Source organism: Tardiphaga sp. 37S4, from assembly GCF_021044645.1.
Classification (GTDB): domain Bacteria; phylum Pseudomonadota; class Alphaproteobacteria; order Rhizobiales; family Xanthobacteraceae; genus Tardiphaga; species Tardiphaga robiniae.
On the sequence record NZ_CP088008.1, the window covers coordinates 4,014,625 to 4,037,638 of the forward strand.

General features: G+C 61.9%; 21 protein-coding genes. 10 read left to right on the forward strand and 11 right to left on the reverse strand.

All coding sequences use genetic code 11. The features are described 5' to 3' along the window. Positions 1–5 precede the first annotated feature (5 nt). Genes LPB73_RS19055 through LPB73_RS19075 form a run of 5 tightly spaced genes read left to right on the forward strand, consistent with a single transcriptional unit; the run spans position 6 to position 5,454 of the window. Positions 6–740, forward strand: a complete 735-nt coding sequence (locus LPB73_RS19055) for a CpaD family pilus assembly protein (RefSeq protein WP_120289170.1) — start codon at positions 6–8, stop codon at positions 738–740. Beyond that, complete coding sequence (locus LPB73_RS19060) at positions 737–2,005, forward strand: AAA family ATPase (RefSeq protein WP_120288697.1); 1,269 nt, start codon at positions 737–739, stop codon at positions 2,003–2,005. Before LPB73_RS19055 ends, LPB73_RS19060 begins: the two co-directional genes overlap by 4 nt. A gap of 21 nt (positions 2,006–2,026) precedes the next feature. Continuing rightward, the gene (locus LPB73_RS19065; protein WP_120288696.1) at positions 2,027–3,484 is read left to right on the forward strand and encodes a CpaF family protein; all 1,458 of its coding nucleotides are present in this window, start codon (positions 2,027–2,029) and stop codon (positions 3,482–3,484) included. A 10-nt stretch (positions 3,485–3,494) separates the two neighbouring features. Further along, positions 3,495–4,469, forward strand: coding sequence for a type II secretion system F family protein (locus LPB73_RS19070; RefSeq protein ID WP_120288695.1), 975 nt, complete (start codon positions 3,495–3,497; stop codon positions 4,467–4,469). A gap of 10 nt (positions 4,470–4,479) precedes the next feature. Further along, positions 4,480–5,454 carry a type II secretion system F family protein gene (locus LPB73_RS19075; protein ID WP_089261544.1) on the forward strand — a complete coding sequence of 325 codons (975 nt, stop codon included), beginning with the start codon at positions 4,480–4,482 and terminating at the stop codon, positions 5,452–5,454. Positions 5,455–5,508: 54 nt separating this feature from the next. Here the strand turns inward: LPB73_RS19075 and LPB73_RS19080 are convergent, their stop codons facing one another. Continuing rightward, the gene (locus LPB73_RS19080; protein WP_120288694.1) at positions 5,509–6,312 is read right to left on the reverse strand and encodes a tetratricopeptide repeat protein; all 804 of its coding nucleotides are present in this window, start codon (positions 6,310–6,312) and stop codon (positions 5,509–5,511) included. A 173-nt stretch (positions 6,313–6,485) separates the two neighbouring features. Between LPB73_RS19080 and LPB73_RS19085 the strand changes: the two genes are divergently transcribed. Both LPB73_RS19085 and LPB73_RS19090 read left to right on the forward strand, forming a co-directional pair. Next, positions 6,486–7,874: a leucyl aminopeptidase family protein gene (locus LPB73_RS19085; protein ID WP_120288693.1), complete on the forward strand. Its 1,389-nt coding sequence runs from the start codon at positions 6,486–6,488 to the stop codon at positions 7,872–7,874. Then, positions 7,867–8,718 carry an NlpC/P60 family protein gene (locus LPB73_RS19090; RefSeq protein WP_120288692.1) on the forward strand — a complete coding sequence of 284 codons (852 nt, stop codon included), beginning with the start codon at positions 7,867–7,869 and terminating at the stop codon, positions 8,716–8,718. Before LPB73_RS19085 ends, LPB73_RS19090 begins: the two co-directional genes overlap by 8 nt. Here the strand turns inward: LPB73_RS19090 and LPB73_RS19095 are convergent. The 7 genes from LPB73_RS19095 to LPB73_RS19125 form a co-directional block, all read right to left on the reverse strand. After that, positions 8,702–9,358 carry an NUDIX domain-containing protein gene (locus LPB73_RS19095; RefSeq protein WP_120288691.1) on the reverse strand — a complete coding sequence of 219 codons (657 nt, stop codon included), beginning with the start codon at positions 9,356–9,358 and terminating at the stop codon, positions 8,702–8,704. The genes LPB73_RS19090 and LPB73_RS19095 overlap by 17 nt on opposite strands. A 6-nt stretch (positions 9,359–9,364) precedes the next feature. Further along, positions 9,365–11,002, reverse strand: a complete 1,638-nt coding sequence (locus LPB73_RS19100; protein ID WP_120288690.1) for an ABC transporter ATP-binding protein — start codon at positions 11,000–11,002, stop codon at positions 9,365–9,367. Positions 11,003–11,011: 9 nt separating this feature from the next. After that, positions 11,012–12,190 (reverse strand): ABC transporter permease, encoded by a 1,179-nt coding sequence (locus LPB73_RS19105; RefSeq protein ID WP_089261556.1) that lies wholly within the window; start codon positions 12,188–12,190, stop codon positions 11,012–11,014. Then, on the reverse strand, positions 12,190–13,296 hold the full coding sequence (locus LPB73_RS19110; protein WP_068736211.1) for a microcin C ABC transporter permease YejB: 1,107 nt from the start codon (positions 13,294–13,296) through the stop codon (positions 12,190–12,192). The genes LPB73_RS19105 and LPB73_RS19110 overlap by 1 nt, the downstream gene beginning before the upstream one ends. A 1-nt stretch (position 13,297) precedes the next feature. After that, positions 13,298–15,154, reverse strand: coding sequence for an extracellular solute-binding protein (locus LPB73_RS19115; protein WP_120288689.1), 1,857 nt, complete (start codon positions 15,152–15,154; stop codon positions 13,298–13,300). Between the two features lie 14 nt (positions 15,155–15,168). Continuing rightward, positions 15,169–17,073, reverse strand: a complete 1,905-nt coding sequence (locus tag LPB73_RS19120) for an extracellular solute-binding protein (protein WP_120288688.1) — start codon at positions 17,071–17,073, stop codon at positions 15,169–15,171. A gap of 234 nt (positions 17,074–17,307) precedes the next feature. Beyond that, a complete protein-coding gene (locus tag LPB73_RS19125; protein ID WP_068736206.1) occupies positions 17,308–17,856 on the reverse strand; it encodes a c-type cytochrome in 549 nt (182 codons plus the stop codon). 208 nt (positions 17,857–18,064) lie between these two features. Between LPB73_RS19125 and LPB73_RS19130 the strand changes: the two genes are divergently transcribed. Then, positions 18,065–18,805, forward strand: coding sequence for a 3-deoxy-manno-octulosonate cytidylyltransferase (locus LPB73_RS19130; protein WP_089261562.1), 741 nt, complete (start codon positions 18,065–18,067; stop codon positions 18,803–18,805). A gap of 45 nt (positions 18,806–18,850) precedes the next feature. After that, the gene (locus LPB73_RS19135; protein WP_068736325.1) at positions 18,851–19,699 is read left to right on the forward strand and encodes a prephenate dehydratase; all 849 of its coding nucleotides are present in this window, start codon (positions 18,851–18,853) and stop codon (positions 19,697–19,699) included. Between the two features lie 9 nt (positions 19,700–19,708). On the opposite strand, the gene LPB73_RS19140 is transcribed toward LPB73_RS19135, so the two are convergent. From LPB73_RS19140 to LPB73_RS19150, 3 genes are all read right to left on the reverse strand, one after another. Then, positions 19,709–20,119 (reverse strand): YciI family protein, encoded by a 411-nt coding sequence (locus tag LPB73_RS19140; protein ID WP_089261564.1) that lies wholly within the window; start codon positions 20,117–20,119, stop codon positions 19,709–19,711. A 78-nt stretch (positions 20,120–20,197) separates the two neighbouring features. Beyond that, positions 20,198–20,641: a VOC family protein gene (locus tag LPB73_RS19145; RefSeq protein ID WP_231077866.1), complete on the reverse strand. Its 444-nt coding sequence runs from the start codon at positions 20,639–20,641 to the stop codon at positions 20,198–20,200. A 42-nt stretch (positions 20,642–20,683) separates the two neighbouring features. Further along, the gene (locus LPB73_RS19150) at positions 20,684–21,700 is read right to left on the reverse strand and encodes an LLM class flavin-dependent oxidoreductase (protein WP_120288686.1); all 1,017 of its coding nucleotides are present in this window, start codon (positions 21,698–21,700) and stop codon (positions 20,684–20,686) included. A gap of 410 nt (positions 21,701–22,110) precedes the next feature. Between LPB73_RS19150 and metF the strand changes: the two genes are divergently transcribed. After that, positions 22,111–23,010: a methylenetetrahydrofolate reductase [NAD(P)H] gene (gene metF / locus LPB73_RS19155; RefSeq protein ID WP_120289168.1), complete on the forward strand. Its 900-nt coding sequence runs from the start codon at positions 22,111–22,113 to the stop codon at positions 23,008–23,010. The last annotated feature ends 4 nt before the right edge of the window (positions 23,011–23,014 follow it).

The following is a 23,014-nucleotide window of genomic DNA, read 5'->3' on the forward strand; positions in this document are numbered from 1 at the left end:
TGACCATGATCAATCACACAGCGATACACTCTTCGCGCACACGGAATGCCACTGGCGCGCTGCTGGTCCTGGCGCTTGCGCTCGGCGGCTGCAAGACCGTTGCGCAGGACACCACGTCGAGCATACCGGACGATTACCGGCTGCGGCATCCCATCGTTGTCGAAGAACGGGCCAAGACCACCGAGGTCTTCGTCGGCAGCCAGCGCGGCGGCCTGTCGGCCACACAGCGCGCGGATGTCGTATCGCTCGGTCAGGACTGGTTGCGCGAAGGCACCGGCGTCATCACTGCGGAGGTGCCGGTCAATACACCGAATGCACGCGCCGCCAAAGAGTCTTATCGTGAGGTTCATTCACTTCTGATGGCGATCGGCGTGCCGCAGAACGGCGTCCTGATGCGCAGCTATCAGCCGAGCGATCCGCGTATGTTGCCAACCATCCGCGTCAGCTACCCGCTGATCGCGGCTTCGGCCGGTCCGTGCGGCACCTGGCCCGACGACCTTGCGTCGTCGATCAAGAACAAGGGCTATCTCGCGAACAAGCCGTACTACAATCTCGGCTGTGCGCAGCAACGCAATCTCGCCGCCATGGTCGCCAATCCTTCGGATCTGGTTCAGCCGCGCGCCGAAACCCCTGTCTATGCCGGCCGACGTACCGTCGTGCTGGACAAGTATCGCAAGGGTGAGAGCACCGCGACGACCTATCCCGAAGACAAGACCAGAATCAGCAATGTGGGCCAATGATTAGCTACGCGCAGAAAACCGCAGACGAGCAGCCCTCCGCCGCAACACCCGCGGCAGAGGAGCATATTGCGCCGGCACCGCGGGTGTCGGTGCAGGCGTTCTGCGAGACAGTGGAAACCGCTGCCGCTGTGCAGGCCGCCGCCGAGGACAGGCGCCTGGGCAAGGCTCACATCAAGATCCAGATGGGCGGCATGCCTGCGGCCATCGAGGCCTATCGGTCGGCACCGACGCCTAACGTCATCGTTCTCGAGACCGAACCGCGCGGCGACATTCTCGCTGGCCTTGATCAACTGGCGACTGTTTGCGATTCCGGTACCCGCGTCGTGGTGATCGGCAAGGTCAACGATGTCACGCTCTACCGCGAGCTCGTTCGTCGCGGCGTCAGCGACTACGTGATCGCGCCTGTTGCGACGATCGACGTCGTTCGTTCGATCTGCGGATTGTTCTCGGCGCCCGAAGCCAAGGCGGTCGGCCGCATCATTGCCGTAGTCGGCGCCAAGGGCGGCGTCGGCGCGTCCACCATCGCTCACAACGTCGCTTGGGCGATCGCGCGCGATCTGGCGCTGGACTCCGTTGTCGCCGACCTCGATCTTGCCTTTGGAACCGCCGGGCTGGACTACAACCAGGACCCGCCGCAAGGCATCGCCGACGCAGTGTTTTCGCCGGATCGTGTCGACACCGCCTTCATCGACCGTCTGCTGTCGAAGTGCACCGACCATCTCAGCCTGCTGGCTGCCCCCGCCACGCTGGACCGCGTCTATGATTTTGGCGCCGAGGCCTTCGACTCGATCTTTGACACGCTGCGGTCGACAATGCCCTGCATCGTGCTCGACGTGCCGCATCAATGGTCGGGCTGGACCAAGCGGGCCCTGATCGGCGCGGACGACATCCTGATCGTTGCAGCACCGGATCTCGCCAACCTGCGCAATACCAAGAACATGTACGATCTGATCAAGGCCTCGCGCCCCAATGATCGCGCACCGCTGTACTGCCTTAATCAGGTCGGCGTTCCAAAGCGGCCCGAAATCAGCGCCAGCGAATTCGCCAAGGCCATCGAGACACCGCCGATCGTCACGATCCCGTTCGATCCACAGATGTTCGGCTCGGCCGCCAATAATGGTCAGATGATTGCCGAGATTGCGGCCAGCCATCGCACCACCGAACTCTTTCTGCAAATTGCGCAGCGGCTGACGGGCCGCGGCGAGGCCAAGAAGCCACGAGGATCCTTCCTGGGTCCGTTCCTGGAGAAGTTGCGGTCGAAATAATCCGCCGCATGGAGTGTTGTCGTGTTTGGTAAGCGTAGCGGAACAGATACCGATGTCCGGGCCGTCAAGCCCGCCAGCGCGCCGGAGCCCTCTCCCGGCGCGATGGCTGCGTCTGCGCCACCGGCTGTGTCATCGCCGCCGCTGTCACCCGCGCGTGCTGCACCAGCGGCCCCCGTCATCGCAGAGCGTCGCTCCGAAAATTACTATCAGGTCAAAGCCACGATTTTCGGCGCCCTGATCGAGGCGATCGATCTCGCGCAGCTCGCCAAGCTCGACGGAGAATCCGCGCGCGAGGAAATCCGCGACATCGTCAACGAGATCATCGCGATCAAGAACATCGTGATGTCCATTGCCGAGCAGGAAGAACTGCTCGACGACATCTGCAACGACGTGCTCGGTTACGGGCCGCTCGAGCCGCTTCTGGCGCGGGACGACATCGCCGACATCATGGTCAATGGCGCCGGCACGGTGTTCATCGAAGTCGCCGGCAAGATCCAGAAGACCGGCATCCGTTTCCGCGACAATCAGCAGCTGTTGAATATCTGCCAGCGCATCGTCAGCCAGGTCGGCCGCCGCGTCGACGAATCCTCACCGATCTGCGACGCTCGTCTTGCCGACGGTTCGCGCGTCAACGCCATCGTGCCACCGCTGGCCATCGATGGCCCCGCGCTGACGATTCGTAAATTCAAGAAGGACAAGCTGACGCTCGAGCAGCTGGTCAAATTCGGCGCGATCTCGCCGGACGGCGCCCAGATCCTTCAGATCATCGGCCGCTGCCGCGCCAACGTGCTGATCTCCGGCGGTACCGGTTCGGGCAAGACCACGCTGCTGAATTGCCTCACCAACTATATCGACGACGACGAGCGCATCATCACCTGCGAAGACGCCGCTGAACTTCAGCTGCAGCAGCCCCACGTGGTGCGGCTCGAAACCAGGCCGCCGAACATCGAGGGCGAAGGCCAGGTCACGATGCGCGAACTGGTGCGTAACTGTCTGCGTATGCGTCCGGAGCGGATCATCGTCGGCGAAGTCCGCGGACCCGAGGCATTCGACCTGTTGCAGGCGATGAATACCGGCCATGACGGCTCGATGGGCACCCTCCACGCCAACAATCCGCGTGAAGCGCTGTCGCGCTGCGAATCCATGATCACCATGGGTGGCTTCTCGCTGCCCTCGCGCACCATTCGCGAAATGATCTGCGCGTCGATCGACGTCATCGTACAGGCCGCCCGTCTGCGCGACGGCTCGCGCCGCATCACGCACATCACCGAGGTGATGGGCATGGAAGGCGACACCATCATTACGCAGGACCTGTTCGTCTACGACATGGTCGGTGAAGACGCCAACGGCAACATCATCGGACGACACCGCTCGACCGGCATTGGCCGCCCGCGGTTCTGGGATCGTGCCCGCTATTACGGCGAGGAGAAGCGGCTCGCGGCGGCGCTCGACGCTGCCGAAGTCATAGCGCCGAACTGAGGAGCGAATGATGAACATGCAGGCGCTCGCATTGGCATTCATGGCCAGCATCGCTGTCGGCGGTCTGGCCTGGGTTTTTCTCTATCCGCTGTTGTCCGGCGAGAAGAAGGCCGAAACCCGCCGTGCATCGGTCGCGCGGACGGAGCCCGTGGCGCGCCAGGTCGACAGAAACCAGCGGTCCCGGCGCGAGCAGGTCGAAGGATCTCTCAAGGAAGTCGAAGCACGTCTCCAGAAGGAAAAGAAGATCCCGCTCGGAATCCGGATCGCGCAGGCCGGCCTCGACTGGAGCGACCAGAAATTCATGGTGATCTCCGGCATTCTGGGAGGCGGAAGCTTCCTAATGACCATGATGTTTGGCGGCGGTCTGCTCGCGGCCGCCGGTCTCGGATTCGCCGCCGGCTTCGGCCTGCCGCGCTGGATCCTCAGCTTTCTCAAGAAGCGGCGCGAGGCGGCCTTCCTCAAAGCGCTTCCAGATGCCGTCGACGTCATCGTTCGCGGTATCAAGGCCGGTCTGCCGCTATTCGACTCGATCAAGGTTGTCGCCGCCGACGCGTCGGAACCCCTACGCAGCGAATTTCTTGCCATCATCGAAACTCAGACGATCGGTATGCCGCTCGGCGAGGCTTGTGCGCGGCTCTATGAGCGCATGCCGCTTCCGGAGGCCAACTTCTTCGGCATCGTCATCGCGATTCAGCAGAAGTCGGGTGGCAACCTCTCGGAAGCTCTTGGCAATCTCTCCAAGGTGCTGCGCGACCGCAAGAAGATGGCCGAGAAAATCCAGGCCATGTCGATGGAAGCCAAGGCGTCCGCCGGCATCATCGGCTCGCTGCCGCCGATCGTGATGTTGCTCGTCTATCTCAGCACGCCTGAATATATTTCGCTGCTGTGGACCCATCCGACAGGCCGCCTGATGCTGGCGGCCTGCGTGGTCTGGATGTCCTGCGGCATCTACGTCATGAAGCGCATGATCAACTTCGACTTCTGATGGTGCTGGCATGCTCGATCTCCTGATAGCAAAGCTTCACGACATCCGTTTCATGACGATGCTGCTTGCCGCGATCGCGGTTGCAGCAACAGCCTACAGCCTGCTTACGCCGTTGTTCGCCGGCGACGGTCTCGCCAAGCGGATGAAAGCGGTCGCCAGCGAGCGGGAGCGGCTGCGGCAGCGCGAGCGGGACCGCATGGCCAAAGGCGAGAGAGTGTCGCTGCGCCAGACGCCGAAGCAACTCGTCTCCAAGGTTGTGACCGACTTCAACCTCAGCAAATGGCTGGCGCAGGAAGCCGCACTCGACAAGCTGGTCATGGCCGGCTATCGCGGCCAAGCGCCTTATATCACCTTCCTGTTCTTCCGCGCCGTCACGCCGATCGTGTTCCTCGTCTTCGCGATCCTCTATGTGTTCGTCATCTCGCGCATGGAACAGTCGATGCCCATCAAGATCGGCATGTGCCTCGGTGCCGCCTATCTTGGCCTGCAGGCGCCGATGATCTTTCTCAAGAATGCAATCACCAAACGCCAGCTTTCGATCCGCCGCGCATTTCCGGACGCTCTCGATCTGCTGCTGATCTGTATCGAATCCGGCATGTCCATCGAAGTCGCGTTTCGCCGCGTGTCCATCGAGATCGGAACGCAGTCGGTGGCGCTGGCCGAGGAATTCACACTGACCACGGCCGAACTGTCCTATCTGCAGGATCGCAAGGTTGCATATGAGAACCTCGCAAAGCGTACCGGATTGGAGGGCGTCAAATCAGTCTGTCTGGCACTAATGCAGTCGGAACGCTACGGCACTCCGCTCGGTCAGAGCCTTCGCGTGATGGCGCAGGAAAACCGCGACATGCGCATGAACGAAGCCGAGAAGAAGGCCGCCGCGCTGCCGCCGAAGCTGACGGTGCCGATGATCCTGTTCTTCCTGCCGGTTCTGTTCGTCGTCATTCTCGGCCCAACGGGCATCAAGGTCGCAGCGATGCAGTGAGGCCGGTGAGCTTGGCCTTGCTCAACGTCATTGCGAAATTTGACCTGCGAGAAATTACGACCGACGCGGCGCGTCGTCGTCCCGGGCGCCCAGGCGGGGCTGACCTTTACTGCTCAGCATCTGCTTGAGATAGGCGACATTCGCCGCTGCTTCGTCTGGGGGCAGGTCAGCCCTCACGATAGATTCCGCTTCACCGAACCGGCCCTGCAGGCCAACCACGAGACCGAGATTCTGGCGAACGCGCGGATCGACATTGCCGCGGCCCTGCGCGCGGCGCAGCGTCGCCTCGGCCTGCGGCAGATCCTTCGAGAGCATGTAGGACAGACCGAGATTGGAGAGCACGGACGACTCCTCCGGCCTGATCTTCAGCGCGCTGTCGTAGTAACGGCGGGCTTCGTCATGCCTCCCCATCTGGTCAAGGACGGCGCCCTGTGCCGACAGGATACGCCAATCCGGATTGGCTGGGCTATGTGCGGTGGTCAGCACATCGAAGGCGCGCTGGAAGCTGCCGGCGTCGGCCAGCGCGCGGCCGTAGCCTGCCAGCAGCGGCCTGTTGCCGGGATTCGTCAGCGTCGCCTGTTCGAACACCGAAACGGCCTGGGCCCGCTGGCCGTTGGCCCGGAGCGCCTGGCCGTAACGCAGGGCAGCGTCAGCATCCTTGGGATTGGCGCGATAGCGTTCGCCATAGACTTCGGCAGCACGCGCGGGATCGGTATCGCTTGGTGCTTCCGCCCGAGCGCCAAGGGAACCGGTGATATCGGACATGCCCGCCGTCTTGCAGCCGGCAAGGCCTGCGGCCAGGATCGCGGTCACCGCCGCGGTCGTCAAAAGCCGGGCAAGACAAGGGGGCTGACGCATGACAGGTTGACTCAACAATGGAGCGAACGGGCGGGCCGGAGGACTTCAGCAATAGAGTGTTAACCCTAATGGCTGGTTAATTGGCGCTGGCCACGCCATATCCTCCCATACCGTCGCTTGACGCCCTTTGCGCTTCAGGTGTCATTGCCGCTCCCTTTCGCGAGATTCTGCATATGCATTCCGCCTTCGAGACCGCTGCCGCTGCCGCCGCATCCACCATTCCGATCACCTTCGCGACCAAGACAACCTGGCCAGAGATCAGTGCGGCGCTCCCCGCGCCCGCGAAAGCTTTCGCCGCGGCCAACGGTTTTACGGCGAAGCCCGGCGCCTGGCTGGCGTTGCCGACGGAAGACGGCGCAATCGCCCAGGTCATCTTCGGGCTGGAAGACGACGGCGCGATCTTCCGTGACCTGTTCCGCCCGGGGCAATTGCCCGGCCTGCTGCCACCGGGCACCTACCGTTTCGCCAACGCACCCCACGACACCCGCCTCGCCGTGCTCGCTTTCGCCCTCGGCAGCTATCGTTTCCGCCGCTATCGCAAGAATGATGAGCCCAAGGTGAAGCTGGTGCCGCCGGATGGCGTCGATATCGCCGATATCAGCCGCATGGCTGAGGCCGCAGCACTAGCGCGCGATCTCATCAATACGCCGTCGAACGATATGGGACCGGAAGAACTCGCCGCGGCCGCCAGGGATCTCGCAGCGCGTTTTGGTGCAGACTTCAACTGCATCATCGGCGACGACCTCGTGCAACAGAATTTTCCGTTGATCCACGCCGTGGGCATGGCCTCGACGCGCGCGCCGCGGCTGATCGATTTCTCCTGGGGTGATCCGTCGCATCCGAAGGTGACGCTGGTCGGCAAAGGCGTTTGCTTCGACACGGGCGGCCTCGATCTCAAGCCATCGAGCGGCATGCTGATCATGAAGAAGGATATGGGCGGCGCCGCCAATGTCCTGGCGCTGGCGCTGATGGTAATGGACGCCAAGCTGAAAGTGCGGTTGCGCGTGCTGATCCCTGCTGTCGAGAACGCCGTGGCCGGCAATGCTTTTCGTCCGCTCGATATTTTCAAATCGCGCAAGGGTCCGACGGTCGAAATCGGAAACACAGACGCCGAAGGTCGCCTGGTGCTGGCCGATGCGCTGGCCTATGCCGATGAGGAGAAGCCGGACCTGCTGGTCGATCTGGGCACACTGACCGGCGCTGCACGCGTAGCGCTTGGTCCAGATTTGCCGCCCTACTACACCAATGACGAAACGCTGGCGCTCGACGTTGCGCGCTGTGCGAAGGAGCAGAACGATCCGCTCTGGCGACTGCCGCTCTGGGCGCCCTACGATGCCTGGCTCGACTCCAAGGTCGCCAATATCAACAACGCACCATCCGGCGGTTTTGCCGGCTCGATCACCTGCGCGCTGTTTCTGCAGCGTTTCGTCGAAGCTGCGAAGAGCTGGCTGCATGTTGATATCTATGGCTGGACGCCATCGGCGAAGCCAGCTCGCCCCGAAGGTGGCGAATGCCAGGCTGCACGTGCAATCTATCAGCTATTGAGTCAGCGCTATGGATAAACGAGATCCCCGGCTTACGCCTGCGCGACCTGACGTGGCCGCGCGATATCTTGAAGGTCAGGTCGAGGCCGCACGTTTCGTCGACGGCGAAGAGTTCGAGGTTGCCGATGGCGTCGCCTCCATGCGGCTCCAACCATTCTCCGGCGCAGAAATGAATACGCAGGCCTTGAAGGGCGAGCGCTTCACCATCTACGATCGCAACGACGAAGGCTGGGCCTGGGGCCAACTCAATGGCGACGGCTATGTCGGCTGGCTTTCGGATCTCGCACTCTATCCACCCGGGCCGACGCCAACACACAAAGTGACCGCGCTCCGGACGTTCCTTTTCCCTGGGCCCTCCATCAAGCTGCCGCCGACAGATACGCTGCCGCTCGGCGCGCGCCTGGCCATCATCAAGATGACCGATGCGTTTGCGATGACGAATGCCGGACATTGCGTACCGAGGCGGCATGTCGCGGATATCGGTGCGTTCGAGACCGATTTCGTTGCGGTCGCCGAGCGCTTCGTCGGCACGCCCTATCTCTGGGGCGGCAAGAGCAGCCTCGGTATCGATTGCTCCGGGCTGGTGCAAATCGCACTGACCGCCGCGGGAACCGGATGCCCCCGCGACAGCGACATGCAGGAGAGCGGCCTCGGCCGCGCCTTGTCAGACGCCGAGATGCAGCATCTGAAGCGCGGCGATCTGATTTTCTGGAAGGGCCACGTCGCCATTGCCCGCGATGCCGACACGATCGTGCATGCCAATGCGCATCACATGGCAACGGCCATCGAGGACACGAAAGGCGCCATTGCGCGGATCAGGGCGGCCGGCAGCGACGTGACCAGCATCAGACGACTGGGCTAGGCATCGCGCGCTCGTAATAGTTCTGCAACCGTCCCCGATGCAGCGCCAGCCATTGCAGGGCGCTGACCATCAAGCCGTTGTAAACTGCGCCGCTATCCAGCGCCGCGATCGCCTCGTCGATGGGGACCACGAAAGGCCGGGTATCCTCCGTCTCTCCGACGAGGCCGCCCCGAACAGGCACCTTGCTGCTGTCGACGAAGCCGAGAAAGAACGTGATATATTCGTCGGTGCAGCCTGGCGTCGGCAGCACGCTATAGAGTTCAAACAAACGCTGCGGCGTTACGCCGATCTCTTCCGCGCATTCTCGCGCAGCGGCGGCGAGCGGCGTTTCATCGCCATCGATCCGCCCGGCGACGATCTCGACCATCTCGCCACGCCCCGTGGCCAGATGCGCCGGCAAACGGAACTGGTGGATCAGTACGATCTTGCCGCGCTCCAGATCGATGGGAATTACTGCTGCCACCTTGCTCGCACGCAGCACGTCGCGCTGCTGCCGCAACGTCTCATCGTCCGCGCGAATGATCGCGATGTCGTAGCGCTCGTAGGTCATGAAGCCGCGTCCGACCACCGTCGGAGCCGAGACAGCGACATCGGCAGCACGGTCCGTAATGGTGGGACGGTGATCGTTGTCTTTCGTCATCGTGTCCTACTGCGCAGCATCCCCGCCCGGTGCCGTTTCGATCCTGAACGCTGCGGCAAACAGCGCGCGGGTATAATCGCTCTTCGGATTCTTGAACAGATCCGCAGCCGGGCCCTCTTCGACCACCTTGCCATGGCGCATCACGATGAGATGGCTGGCCAATGACGCGACCACGCGCAGGTCATGCGAGATGAACATATAAGTGAGATCGCGCTTGCGTTGCAGCTCGCGCAGGAGGTCCACCATCTGTGCCTGGAACAGCATGTCGAGCGCGCTGGTCGGCTCGTCCAGCACGACGAAACTCGGCTCCAGCACGGCAGCGCGCGCGATGCTGATGCGCTGGCGCTGGCCACCGGAGAACTCATGCGGATAGCGGAACCGGGTCTTGGGATCGAGGCCGACATCCTGCAGTGCCTTGACGACGCGCGTCTCACGATCCTCCGGCGAAAGAGAAGGCTGATGCACGCTGAGCCCCTCGGCGACGATATCGCCGACTGACATACGCGGCGACAGCGCGCCGAACGGATCCTGAAACACGATCTGCATATCGCGTCGGATCGGCCGCATGTCCTTGAACTGCAGGCCCTGAATGTCCTTGCTGAGGAACACGATCGGTCCCTGTGAGGAGATCAGCCGCAGCAACGCGAGCCCCAAAGTCGTCTTGCCCGAGCCGGACTCGCCGACCACCCCCAGCGTTTCGCCCTGCCGCACTTTCAGGCTGACACCGTCCACGGCCTTTACGTGGCCAACCGTCTTGCGCAGCAATCCCCGCTTAATCGGAAACCAGACCTTGAGATCGTCCGTGGACATCACCACCGGCGCTTCGGGCCGTGGCGGTGCCGGATCCGGCTTCGGCTCAGCCGCGAGCAGATCGCGCGTATAGGGATGCTGCGGCGCCGTGAACACCTGCTCCACCGGCCCCTGCTCGACGATCTTGCCGTTATTCATCACGCACACCGTATCGGCGATACGGCGGACGATGCCGAGATCGTGGGTGATGAAGAGGAGACTCATGCCGAGCCGCTGACGAATGTCAGCCAGCAATGCGAGAATCTGCGCCTGCACCGTGACGTCCAGCGCGGTGGTCGGCTCATCGGCGATCAGGAGATCAGGTTCATTGGCGAGCGCCATCGCGATCATGACGCGCTGGCGCTGACCGCCAGACAGCTGATGCGGATAGCTGGCGAGACGCGTTTCCGGATCGGGAATGCCGACTTGCGTCAGCAATTCCAGCGTTCGTTCTCGCGCCTTGCTGCCGCGAATGCCGTTATGGAGTTGCAGTATCTCGCCGATCTGCGCACCGATGGTGTGCAGCGGGTTCAGCGAGGTCATGGGCTCCTGGAAGATGATCGAGATATCGTTGCCCCGGATGCCGCGGATCTCGCGCTCTGACATGCTCAGGAGCTCATGGCCCTTGAAGCGGATATGGCCGGACGGATGTGATGCCGTCGGATAGGGCAACAGTCGCAGGATCGACATGGCGCTGACGGATTTGCCCGAGCCGGACTCGCCCACAAGCGCAACGCACTCGCCCCGCTTGATCTCGAACGACACCCTGTCGACCGCGACCGATGTATTGCCGCCATGGTGGAACGCGACCGAGAGATCGCGCACATCGAGCAGCGGCTGGTTGATGGCATCCATGCTACGGCCCTACCTGAACGTCTTGCGCGGATCGAAGGCATCGCGCACACCCTCGCCGATGAAGATCAACAGCGACAGCATGATCGCCACCGCAAAGAAACCGGTGAAACCGAGCCAGGGCGCCTGCACATTGGCCTTGCCCTGCGACAGCAGCTCGCCGAGCGACGGCGAGCCCGGCGGCAGGCCGAAGCCGAGGAAATCCAGCGCAGTCAGCGTCATCACGGAGGACGAGACGATAAACGGCAGGAAAGTCATCGTCGCGACCATCGCGTTCGGCAGCAGATGCCGGATCATGATCTTGGCGTTGGACACGCCAAGCGCCCGCGCCGCCATGATGTATTCGAAGTTGCGGCCGCGCAGGAATTCCGCGCGCACGAGACCTACGAGCGATACCCATGAGAACAGCAGCAGAATGCCGAGCAGCACAAAGAAGCCCGGCACCAGCACCGAGGACAGGATCAGCAGCAGATAGAGCGACGGGATCGCACTCCAGATTTCGATGAAACGCTGGAACGCCAAATCGACCCAGCCGCCGAAATAACCCTGCACACCGCCTGCGGCGATGCCGATGATTGACGAAACGATGGTGAGCGCGAGGCCGAATAGCACCGAGATGCGGAAGCCGTAGATCAGCCGCGCCACGACATCGCGGCCCTGATCGTCGGTGCCGAGCCAGTTATATTCGAGATCGCGGCAGCTCTTGAGGCCCTTCTTTTCGACCACCGGCTTGCACTGCTCCTCGGTGAGCATCCATGTCGGTTTCGACGGTGCCGGCGTCGGCAGATCGAGATTGTGCGTGTCGTAGGAATAGCGGATCAGCGGCCAGAGAATGGTGCCGTTCTTCTCGGCGATCAGCTTCTGCAGGAACGGATCGCGATAGTCCGCAGCCGTCTCGAAATCACCGCCGAAGGTCGTCTCCGAATAAGTGACGAAAGCTGGGAAATACATCTTGCCGTCGAACTTGATGAAGAACGGCCGGTCATTGGCGATCACCTCGGCAAACAGCGAGATGAAGAACAGGAACAAGAAGATCCAGAACGACCAGTAGCCACGGCGATTGGACTTGAAGTTCTGCCAGCGACGCTGGTTGAGCGGCGAAATGCCGAGCGGGTGACGCGACGGCGGCACTGCTTCGCCAAGCGGCGACAGCGTGGTGGTTTCGACGGGCACGGGCGCTGTGATCGTCATCAGACTTCTCGCGCCTCAAAGTCGATCCGCGGATCGATCCACATATAGGCCAGATCGGACAAGAGATTCACGACGAGACCAACCAGCGAGAAGATGAACAGCGTGCCGAACACCACGGGATAATCGCGGTTGAGCACGCTCTCGAAGCCGAGCAGGCCGAGGCCATCAAGCGAGAAGATCGTCTCGATCAGCAGCGAACCCGAGAAGAAAGCGTGAATGAACGCACCCGGGAATCCTGCGATGACGATCAGCATCGCGTTACGGAAGATGTGATTGTAGAGCACCTGCCGCTCGTTGCAGCCTTTGGCGCGCGCCGTCATCACATATTGCTTGCGGATCTCGTCGAGGAACGAGTTCTTGGTCAGCAGCGTCATGGTGGCGAAGGCACCGAGCACCATCGAGATCAGCGGCAGCGTCATGTGCCAGAAGTAGTCAATGATCTTCCAGTACCACGGGAACTGGCTCCAGCCGTCCGACGTCAGGCCGCGTAGCGGGAAGATGCTCCAGAACGATCCGCCGGAAAACAGGATGATCAGCAGGATCGCGAACAGGAAGCCGGGGATGGCGAAACCGACAATGATGACGGCCGAGGTCCAGGTGTCGAAGCGCGAGCCGTCCTGCACTGCCTTGCGAATGCCAAGCGGGATCGAGATCAGGTAGGTGATCAGCATCATCCAGATGCCGAGCGACATCGAGACCGGCAGCTTCTCCTTGATCAGCTGCAGCACTGTCGTGTCACGGAAGTAACTCTTGCCGAAATCGAAGCGGGCGAAGTTCCACAGCATCAGCGCGAAACGTTCCGGCGCCGGCTTGTCGAAGCCGAACTGCTTTTCCAGGCTCTTGACGAAGTCCGGATCGAGCCCCTGCGCGCCGCGATATTTCGAGTTCACCGCATCGCCTGCGGCGCCCGGCTGCGCACGGTTACCGAAGTCGCCGCCGGACGAGCCGGAGACGCGCGACGCGCCGGTATCGGCACCGCTGAGCTGTGCGATCACGCGCTCGACAGGACCTCCGGGCGCAAATTGCACCACCACAAAGGAGACGAACAGGATGCCCAACAGCGTGGGAAACATCAGCAGCACGCGCCGTGCGATATATGCGCCCATGCTATTTGGCCTGCCCATTTGAAGGTTTTGCGGACGCCCACCACAGATCGGGGGCACCGACGCCGATATATTTCGGCAGATTGGCGGGATGGCCGAACACATCCCAATAGGCCACGCGATGCGAGGCGGAGTACCATTGCGGCACCCAGTAGCGGCCGGCGCGGATGACACGATCCAGCGCTCGCGCCGCGAAAACCAGCTTGGGGCGCGTATCGGCGGCGATGACTTCGTTCATCAGGGCATCGACCACAGGATCGGAAATGCCGGCGAGATTGTTCGAGCCCTTGGTCGCTGCCGATTGCATCGAGAAGAATGAACGCAGGGAATCACCGGGAATGGTGGAAAAGCTGAAACGCTCAATGGCAGCATCGAAGTCGAAATCGTCGCGGCGTGCACGGAATTGCACGGGATCGACAAGACGCACACTGGCCTCGATGCCCAGCGTGCCGAGATTTTTGATATAGGGCATGTGATGCGCCTGGAAAGCAGGCTCATCAAGCAGAAACTCGATCTTGAACGGCTCGCCCTGCGCCGTCATGCGCTTGCCGTCCTTCATTGCGCAACCTGCGTCGTTCAGGAGCTGGATGGCCTTGCGCAGCAGCGCACGATCCTGGCCCGAACCATCGGAAGTTGGCGGCACATAGGGATCACCGAACACTTCGCTCGACACCTTGTCCCGGAACGGCTCCAGCAATGCGAGCTCTTCCGGCGACGGCGCACCAGTCGCCATCAGGTCAGAGTTCTGGAACGGCGACACCGTGCGCACATAGGCGCCATACATGATGGTCTTGTTGGTCCATTCGAAATCGAATGCATTGCCGAGCGCCTCGCGCACGCGCGGATCCTTGAACTTGGCGCGGCGTGTGTTGAGGAACCAGCCCTGCGCGCCGGACGGCGTATCGTCGGGCAGCATCTCCTGCTTGACCCGGCCATCCTTCACCGCCGGAAAATCGTAGCGTGTATTCCAGATGCGCGAGGTGAACTCCTCGCGATACAGATAATTGCGACCGGTGAAGCCCTCGAAAGCCACGTCGCGGTCGCGATAGAAATCGAACCGCACCGTATCGAAATTGTAGCTGCCCCGGTTGACCGGAAGGTCTGCGGCCCACCAGTCCTTCACGCGGTCGAATTCGATGTAACGCCCGACCTCGAAGCGCGCGACCTTGTAGGGACCGCTACCGAGCGGCGTCTCCAGCGACGTCTCATCGAATGCGCGCTTATCGTAATAGGCCTGCGAGAAAATCGGCATGCCTGCAACGAACAACGGCACGTCGCGGCCGCGTTTCTCGGCGAAGGTCACCACCAGCGTCACGTCATCGACAGCCTCGGCCTTCACCATGTCACGCATCTGCTGCGTGATGATGGGATGGCCCTTGGTCTTGAGGGCCGTCAATGAGAATGCCGCATCGCGTGCAGTGAGTTTGCTGCCGTCGTGGAAGCGAGCTTCCGGCCTCAGCGTAAAACGATAAGTCAGACCATCGGCAGAGATCTGCACGGACTTCGCGACCAGCCCGTACATCGCGTCTGGCTCGTCGCCCGCGCGCACCATCAGCGGGGCGAAGGTCATGCCCATGCCCTGCGCGCCGTCGCCCTTCAGAACATAGGCGTTCAGCGAATTGAAGGTCTGGAACGACTGGTTGAATGCACGGCTCGACGGCACCGTCGAGAAGGCGCCGCCCTTCGGCGCCTTGACGTTGACGTAGTCGAAATTCGGAAAGTCGGCCGAATATTTCAGATCGCCGAAGGCGGAGATACCGTGGGCTTCGCTCGGCGCTTGCGCCAAAGCGGGGCTGAAGCGTGACGCCGCGATAGCGCCGATCCCGAGACCCAGCACGTGCCGACGATTGAGCTGCGCCATGCGCGATGTGCTCCTCAAGAGCGCTTGCCTATCTTGGCGGCCTTGTCGGCGTCGTACCACCAGATGGCGGGGAAACCCGACTGCCCGTATTTCGGTGGCTCAGGCGGACGACCGAAGCGATCCCAGCGCGCGGTGCGGACCTTCGGGTAGCTCCACTGCGGCACGACGTAGTGGTTCCACAGCAGCACGCGATCGAGCGCCTTGGTGGCGGCGACGAGGTCTGCACGGTCCTTGGTGTAGATGACGCGGTCGATTAGCTTGTCGATCGCCGGGTTCTTGATTCCGGCAATGTTGCGCGAGCCCGCCAGGTCGGCGGCCTGCGACCCCCAGAAGTCGCGTTGCTCGTTGCCGGGGGACAGCGATTCCGGCCACGAGGCCACTGCCAGCACGTCGAAATCCCAGGTGCGCAAGCGGTTTTCGTATTGCGTAGGATCGATGGTGCGTACCGAAACGCTGATGCCGAGCCGTTCCAGCGAGGGCTTGTAGAACAGCATGACACGTTCGAAGGCGGGGCTCTCGCTGAGCAGTTCCACCTCGAACGGCGCGCCGGTCTTGGCATTGACCAGCTTGCGCTCGCGCACCTCGTAGCCTGCTTCCTTCAGCAGCTTGAGCGCCTCGCGCAGATTTTCGCGCACGGCATCGGCATTGCCGCCGACGGGATTGGTGTAAGGCTTGGTGAAGACTTCCGGCGGAACCTCGGCGTGTACGGTCTCGAGAATCTCCAGCTCCTTGCCTTCCGGCAGACCGGACGACGCGAGCTCGGTGCCATAGAAATAGCTGGAGATGCGGAAGTACTGGCCGAAGAAGATCTGCTTGTTCATCTCCTCGAAATCGAACGCGTAGTTCAGCGCGCGGCGGACGCGCGGATCCTTGAACTTGTCGCGGCGCAGATTCATCGTGAAGCCCTGCATGACGCCGGACGAGCGGCTGTCGAACTCCTCGAGCAACACGCGCTTCTCGATGACCGCGGGGAAGTTATAGGCGGTCGCCCATTCCTTGGCGCTGTTCTCGGTGCGCCAGTCAACCTGGTCGCCCTTGAAAGCTTCGATCGCTACGGTCGAGTCGCGGAAATATTCGTAGCGCAGCTCATCAAAGTTGTTGCGCCCGACATTGACGTTCAGGTCGCGGGCCCAGTAGTCCTTGACACGTTCATAGACGATCGAACGGCCCGGCACGAATTCCTTGATCCGGTAGGCCGCGCTGCCGAGCGGCACCTCCAGCGTGGTATTGCCGATGTCGCGCTTGGCGCCAGAGGCGTTGCTGCCCTCCCACCAGTGCTTGGGCAGCACGGTGAGCTGGCCGACGATCTGCGGCAATTCGCGGTTGCCGGGCGCATCGAAGGTGAACTTGATCTCGCGCTCGCCGACCTTCTCGGCCTTCACCACATGGCGATAGTAGGCGGAATATTGCGGATGATATTTCTTGAAAGACTCCAGCGAGAAGATCACATCCTCCGGAGTCACCGGCTTGCCATCATGCCACCTGGCATTCGCACGCAGGCGGTAGGACACCCAGGAGTAATCCTCGGGATGGCTGACGGCTTCCGCGAGCAGGCCATATTCAGTTGAGACCTCATCCAGCGATCCTGTCGTGAGGGACTCGTAAATCAGCCCGACAGCACCCGCGATGTTGCCCTTTACGCCGGCCACCGCGATGTTGAAATTATCGAAGGTGCCGATGGCGATCTGGCGGACGGTGCCGCCCTTGGGAGCTTCCGGATTGACGTAGTCGAAGCGCTTGAACTCCGCAGGATACTTGATCTCCCCGAACAGGGACAGCGCGTGGCGCCATTCTGCACCATTTGCCGCAGACTGGGCACTTGCTGCATCGATGACGGAGAGGCTGCCGGCACCACCGATGACAGGGGCAAGTGCGGCGAAGGCGCTGGTCTGGAGAAGGCGGCGTCGGGAAATCGTCAATGTATTGAATCCTGTGAACCGAAGCAGTCTATTAGAACGGTCATATAAGGCGAGGGTTCGACCGATTATGCCGGCTTTTCCGCAGGATACCACCCGTCACGCTGGTTGCATCCTAACGCGTTGCGGCCAAACGTCCCGCTTAAGCTTTGGTAATGCAGATACGAAAACGGCCAGGCTGAGCCTGGCCGTTTAATCGATGATAAATTACCAAGGAACAGCGTTACGACACCGTCCTCATTTCGCTGCAGTGGGCAGCGGCACCGGCTTATCGGCGAGAGTTGCGAGATAGGCGATCACGTCGGCGCGCTCGCTATCCTTTTGAATGCCGGCGAAGCCCATGGCCGTGCCCGGTACGGTGCCCTTCGGATTGGCGATGAACTTGTTCAGCTCCTCGAAGGTCCAGGTGCCGCCCTTGGCCTTCATGCCCGCCGAGAAGTTGAACCCGGCCTTGCCTTCGCCCACCTTCTCATTGACGACGCCGAACAGGTTCGGGCCAACGCGGTTCGGACCGCCCTTTTCGAATGTATGGCAGGCGGCGCACTTCTTGGCTGCGGTTGAGCCCTTCTCGACCGAAGCCGTCTGCAGCAGCTTCTCGATCGGTTCGGACGGCGCGGCAGCGGCCTTGGCACCGCCGGCGGCCTCTTCCTTCACGGCGATATCAAAGCCGGGCTTTTCCATATGCTTCGGTGAAAACACGGCCTGTGCGGTGAAATTCGTCACCATCAGAACCAGGCAGGTGCCGAGAATGGCGCCCATAATCTTGTTGAGTTCGAAGGAGTCCATAGTCGAAAAGCCCCACGCCGTTTTAGGTCATTGGAAGGCCGCTCCAACGGCCTCGACACACTCAGGAATCACGTTCCTGCGGCCCTCAGGCCTGCCGTTTTGAGATAACGGTTTGCCCATCCTCTGGCAACCCGTATAAACGCCGCGCCCTTTGATGTGCATCATACTTTTCGGGGGGAAGATCACTGGAATCCAAGCCGATTTTGACATGACAGACACACGCACCCTGGTGCTCATTCCCGCCCGGATGGCGGCCACCCGCCTGCCCGGCAAGCCGCTGCTCGATATTGGCGGGCTGCCGATGATCGTGCATGTGGCGCGACGCGCCAAAGAGGCCGGTCTGGGCCGTGTCGCCATCGCCACCGATACGGCCGACATCGCGGACGCCGTTAAAGCCCACGGTTTCGAGGCGGTCATGACCTCCCCGGACCATCCGTCGGGGTCCGACCGGATATTTGAGGCCCTGTGCAAACTGGACCCGGCCGGACACGTCCAGACCATCGTCAACGTCCAGGGCGACCTGCCCACTATTCCGCCGGGCGACATTAGCGCCGCGGTCCGCCTGCTCGACGACCCCGCGGTCGACATCGCGACCCTGGCGACCGAGATCCACAAGGATGACGAACATACCAATCCGAGCGTGGTGAAGCTGATCGGCTCGCCAGCCGGGCCCGACCGGCTGCGTGCGCTGTATTTCACCCGCGCCACGGCACCCTATGGCGACGGGCCCCGCTACCATCACATCGGGCTTTATGCCTATCGGCGCGCCGCGCTCGAAGGCTTCGTCAAACTCGCGCCGTCGACGCTGGAGCTGCGCGAAAAGCTCGAACAGCTCCGCGCACTGGAAGCCGGCATGCGGATCGACGCCGCCATCGTCGATAGCGTCCCGCTCGGCGTCGATACGCCCGCGGATCTCGAAACCGCCCGCCGGCTACTGGCAAAAACCTGAGTGACTGATACAAGGCCCGCCATGACCATTCCCAAAAATCAGATCATGAAGATCGCATTCCAGGGCGAGCCCGGCGCCAATTCCCATATCGCCATCGTCGAGGCGTTTCCGAATGCCGAGCCCCTGCCCTGCGCCACCTTCGAGGATGCGCTGGCCGCGATCACCTCGGGCGAGGCCGATCTCGGCATGATCCCGATCGAGAACTCGATTGCCGGCCGCGTCGCCGACATCCATCATCTGCTGCCGCAGTCGGGCCTGCATATCGTCGGCGAGTGGTTTCTGCCCATCCACCACCAGATGATGGCGCTGCCCGGCGCGAAGCTCACCGACATCAAGACGGTGGAAAGCCACGTCCACGCGCTCGGCCAGTGCCGCCGCATCATCCGCAAGCTGGGGATCAAGGCCATCGTCGCCGCCGATACCGCCGGCTCGGCCCGCGCGATTGCCGAACGCGGCGACAAGAGCTGCGCGTCGCTGGCCTCCCGCCTCGCTGCCGATATCTACGGACTCGAAATTCTCGCCGAGGACGTCGAGGACGAGGATCACAACACCACGCGTTTCGTCATCCTTTCCAAAGACGCCAAATGGGCGCCGCAGGGCTCCGAACCGCTGGTCACCAGTTTTGTTTTCCGCGTCCGCAACCTTCCTGCGGCGCTCTACAAGGCACTCGGCGGCTTCGCCACCAACGGCGTCAACATGACCAAGCTGGAAAGCTACATGGTCGACGGCGAATTCTTCGCCACGCAGTTCTACGCCGATGTCGACGGTCATCCGGATGACCGCAACCTCGCTTTCGCACTCGAAGAGCTGAAGTTCTTCTCACGCGAATTCAGGATCGTCGGCGTCTATCCGGCGCATCCTTTCCGCGCGACCTTCGGCGAACCGACCTCGTAACCGGCAAGTTCAGGACGACGCCGGCCGGACGTGATCGGTCAGCGCATGCGTCGCCGCCATGGGCGATCCGGGCAGAAATAGCTGAACCGGACGGATTTCATAGACCGCAGTCGGATTGACGCGGCGCAGATCGCGCGCGGTCGCGACGGCGTCCTCACGGGTCGCACAATCGACGACATAGAAGCCGAGCAACTGCTCCTTGGTCTCGGCAAAAGGACCGTCGATGATCACGCCAGCGCCGGGTCCGCGCAAGGTGAATGCACCCTTGGTACCTCCGAGACGCGCAGCCGGCCCCATCCGGCCGTCGGCCGTCAGCTTCTCGTGAAGCTCATGAAGATTGGCCATCACGGCGGTGTCTTCGTCGGCCGTCCAGGACACGACGACGTCTTCGACGTGATAGGCCAGGATTGCATAGAGCATAGGTTTTACCTCGTGTGGTGACGGCGCCGATCCAAGGACGTTTCGGTAGTCCCGATCCCGACATTGCCTTTCGAAACTTTACGACGCCTCGCAAATTGACGCATCCACCGCAACCAACTCTACGATATTGCCGTCCGGATCGGTGACGTAAATGGAGCGCCAGCCGATCCATCGGTGTTCGTAGGTGTTCGGCTTGAAACCCGCTTTCGTCAGGGCATCGAGAGCAGGCTGATAGTCCGATAACGCAATCTCCAGCGCAAGGTGATGCAGAGTGGGTGCCCGCAAATCGGGAGCGGACCATTTCGTGCCGTCACGATTGGACGGCTGATCGGCCCTGAAAAGGCCGATAATACGGTGATGGCCTTCAAAGCCATCCTCCACCTTGAGAAACACGATCCGATCGTCGAAGGCGCGCAGCACACTGAGGCCAAGGACATCTCGATAGAAACTGACCGCGCGCGGCATATCGCTGACACGCAGAACAACTTCGCCAAGGCCACGCGGTGTTACCAGAGGTGCCATCATCCCCTCCCATTGTCGCGGCGCTCGCTAAGCTCGCTGCGCCTAAGCTGCTGCTCTCTGCAATTGAAATACATCCGCCAGCAGATCATAGGACCGCTTCCGCGCCTCATGATCATACATCGCGGTGATGACCATCAACTCATCGGCCTGGCATTCGCTGATGAGCGGCTGCAGCTTTTCCAAGACTGTCGACGGACTGCCGACGAACAGCCGTGAACGATTGCGCGCGATCTTCATCTTTTCGCTGTCGCTATAGGGATAGGCCAGCGCCTCTTCGACGCTCGGCAGCGGCGCGTATTCGCCGCGGTCGCGGCGGAGGCGATTGAGGTCGGCCGACGAGGCCAGCCGCTCGGCCTCGGCATCCGTCTCCGCGCAAATCACTGCGACAGCGAGAATCGCATGCGGTGCCTGCCGCCAGTTGGAGGACTTGAAGCGCGCGCGGTAATGCACCATCGCGTCGGCGGCGTCGTGGGATGCAAAATGGTGGGCGAAAGCGAAGCCCATGCCGACCTGCGCAGCGAGATCCGAACTGTAGTCGCTGGACCCGAGCAGCCAGAGCGGCGGCAGTGGCACGTCATTCGGCATCGCCACAACGTTGTTATAGGGATGACCTTCCGGGAATTGCCGCGTCTCCCACAGTACCAGTTCGCTCAGTCGCTCAAGGAAATCATCGCCCTCGCGGCCGGCAAGACGGTTGCGCAACGCATAGGCTGTTGCGCCATCAGTGCCCGGCGCACGGCCAAGGCCGAGATCGATCCGGCCGGGAAACAGCGCCTCCAGCATCTTGAAGCGCTCGGCCACCATCAGCGGCGCATGGTTCGGCAACATCACGCCGCCGGAGCCGACCCGGATATGCTGCGTTACCGCCGCGATCTGCCCGATCATGATCTCCGGCGCCGGACTCGCGACCGATGCCAAATTGTGGTGCTCGGCCAGCCAGTAGCGGACATAGCCGAGGCGATCGGCATGTTTGGCCAGATCTATGCTGTTGCGGAGCGCGCCCGCGGGCGGCGTGCCTGACGTGACGACCGAGAGGTCGAGAATGGACAATGGGATCATGGCGCCAAGCTAGTGCCTGCGCTGGAGAGGGCAAAGAGCGTTTTGGGCCACCAACGCCTCCCCCAAACGCCGACGGCAGCAAGTGCCGCCTCTCGTGGGACGAATTCTGATATAAGAATAACTACACGACATCTGCCCACTTACACCTTCATAGATCGAGGTGGCTCGATTGGCTATTTAAAGCCATATTCTGGTAGTTTTGCGGGAAACCTGCGCTGCCCACTTATATTCCAACGAGGGAAATTACGCGAGATATCTGCCCTTAGTTGGGCCAATTCCCACCCTAAAACCGCTCCAGATGGGCTATTTCAGTCACCGACCATAGCCTATCTTTGTGCAGTGCAGCCAAAGTCCCCCGGGCTTGGCGCCAGAGACAACCGGTACCGCTTCATGCGGTGGAGTTCGACGCGATGACCGAGATCAACCCGGCCACCCCCACCAAGCTTCCCAATATCTCCTTCGAGTTCTTCCCGCCGAAGACCGAGGAGATGGACCGCACCCTGTGGGACACCATTGAGCGCCTGGCGCCGCTGAACCCGTCATTCGTGTCGGTGACCTATGGCGCCGGTGGGTCGACGCGCGAGCGCACCCACGCCACCATCGTCCGTCTGCTCAAGGAGACCGCCCTCACCCCGGCGGCGCATCTGACCTGCGTCGGCGCGCCGAAAAGCGAAATCGACGATGTCGTGACCCGCTATCATGAGGCCGGCGTTCGCCACATCGTGGCCCTGCGCGGCGATCCGACCACAGGCATCGGCACGGAATATATACCGCACCCCGACGGTTACAAGACCTCCGCCGATCTGGTCGCCAGCATCCGCAACCGCTATCCCGATATCGACGTCACCGTCTCCGCCTATCCGGAGAAGCATCCCGAGAGCGCCGACTTCGATGCTGACATCGATACGCTGAAGGCCAAAGTCGATGCCGGCGCGACCCGCGCCATCACCCAGGTGTTCTTCGATAACGACCTGTATTTCCGCTACCTCGACAAGGTCCGCGCCCGCGGCATCGATATCCCGGTGCTGCCCGGCATCATGCCGATGCATAATTTCAAGCAGGCGAGAGCTTTCGTCACCCGTGCTGGCACCACGGTCCCATCCTGGCTCGCCGCCAAGTTCGACGGCCTCGATAACGATGCCGAGACACGCAAACTGGTAGCCACCACCGTGGCCGCCGGCCAGGTGCAGAAGCTCGCCAAGCAGGGCGTCAGTGACTTCCATTTCTACACGATGAACCGCGCCGATCTCGTTTTCGCCATTAGTCACCTGTTGGGCTTCCGGCCGAACGGCGCGCAGAAAGCTGCCTGATCTC

What these genes read in the sequence shown, in the direction of transcription:
- LPB73_RS19075 (WP_089261544.1), top strand. Translation starts at nt 4,480, where the DNA reads ATGCTCGATCTCCTGATAGCAAAGCTTCACGACATCCGTTTCATGACG.
- LPB73_RS19095 (WP_120288691.1), bottom strand. Translation starts at nt 9,358, where the DNA reads ATGACGAAAGACAACGATCACCGTCCCACCATTACGGACCGTGCTGCC.
- LPB73_RS19110 (WP_068736211.1), bottom strand. Translation starts at nt 13,296, where the DNA reads ATGGGCGCATATATCGCACGGCGCGTGCTGCTGATGTTTCCCACGCTG.
- LPB73_RS19055 (WP_120289170.1), top strand. Translation starts at nt 6, where the DNA reads ATGATCAATCACACAGCGATACACTCTTCGCGCACACGGAATGCCACT.
- LPB73_RS19140 (WP_089261564.1), bottom strand. Translation starts at nt 20,119, where the DNA reads ATGCTCTATGCAATCCTGGCCTATCACGTCGAAGACGTCGTCGTGTCC.
- LPB73_RS19060 (WP_120288697.1), top strand. Translation starts at nt 737, where the DNA reads ATGATTAGCTACGCGCAGAAAACCGCAGACGAGCAGCCCTCCGCCGCA.
- LPB73_RS19085 (WP_120288693.1), top strand. Translation starts at nt 6,486, where the DNA reads ATGCATTCCGCCTTCGAGACCGCTGCCGCTGCCGCCGCATCCACCATT.
- LPB73_RS19070 (WP_120288695.1), top strand. Translation starts at nt 3,495, where the DNA reads ATGAACATGCAGGCGCTCGCATTGGCATTCATGGCCAGCATCGCTGTC.
- LPB73_RS19150 (WP_120288686.1), bottom strand. Translation starts at nt 21,700, where the DNA reads ATGATCCCATTGTCCATTCTCGACCTCTCGGTCGTCACGTCAGGCACG.
- LPB73_RS19125 (WP_068736206.1), bottom strand. Translation starts at nt 17,856, where the DNA reads ATGGACTCCTTCGAACTCAACAAGATTATGGGCGCCATTCTCGGCACC.
- LPB73_RS19090 (WP_120288692.1), top strand. Translation starts at nt 7,867, where the DNA reads ATGGATAAACGAGATCCCCGGCTTACGCCTGCGCGACCTGACGTGGCC.
- LPB73_RS19105 (WP_089261556.1), bottom strand. Translation starts at nt 12,190, where the DNA reads ATGACGATCACAGCGCCCGTGCCCGTCGAAACCACCACGCTGTCGCCG.
- LPB73_RS19130 (WP_089261562.1), top strand. Translation starts at nt 18,065, where the DNA reads ATGACAGACACACGCACCCTGGTGCTCATTCCCGCCCGGATGGCGGCC.
- metF (WP_120289168.1), top strand. Translation starts at nt 22,111, where the DNA reads ATGACCGAGATCAACCCGGCCACCCCCACCAAGCTTCCCAATATCTCC.
- LPB73_RS19115 (WP_120288689.1), bottom strand. Translation starts at nt 15,154, where the DNA reads ATGGCGCAGCTCAATCGTCGGCACGTGCTGGGTCTCGGGATCGGCGCT.
- LPB73_RS19145 (WP_231077866.1), bottom strand. Translation starts at nt 20,641, where the DNA reads ATGGCACCTCTGGTAACACCGCGTGGCCTTGGCGAAGTTGTTCTGCGT.
- LPB73_RS19100 (WP_120288690.1), bottom strand. Translation starts at nt 11,002, where the DNA reads ATGGATGCCATCAACCAGCCGCTGCTCGATGTGCGCGATCTCTCGGTC.
- LPB73_RS19080 (WP_120288694.1), bottom strand. Translation starts at nt 6,312, where the DNA reads ATGCGTCAGCCCCCTTGTCTTGCCCGGCTTTTGACGACCGCGGCGGTG.
- LPB73_RS19135 (WP_068736325.1), top strand. Translation starts at nt 18,851, where the DNA reads ATGAAGATCGCATTCCAGGGCGAGCCCGGCGCCAATTCCCATATCGCC.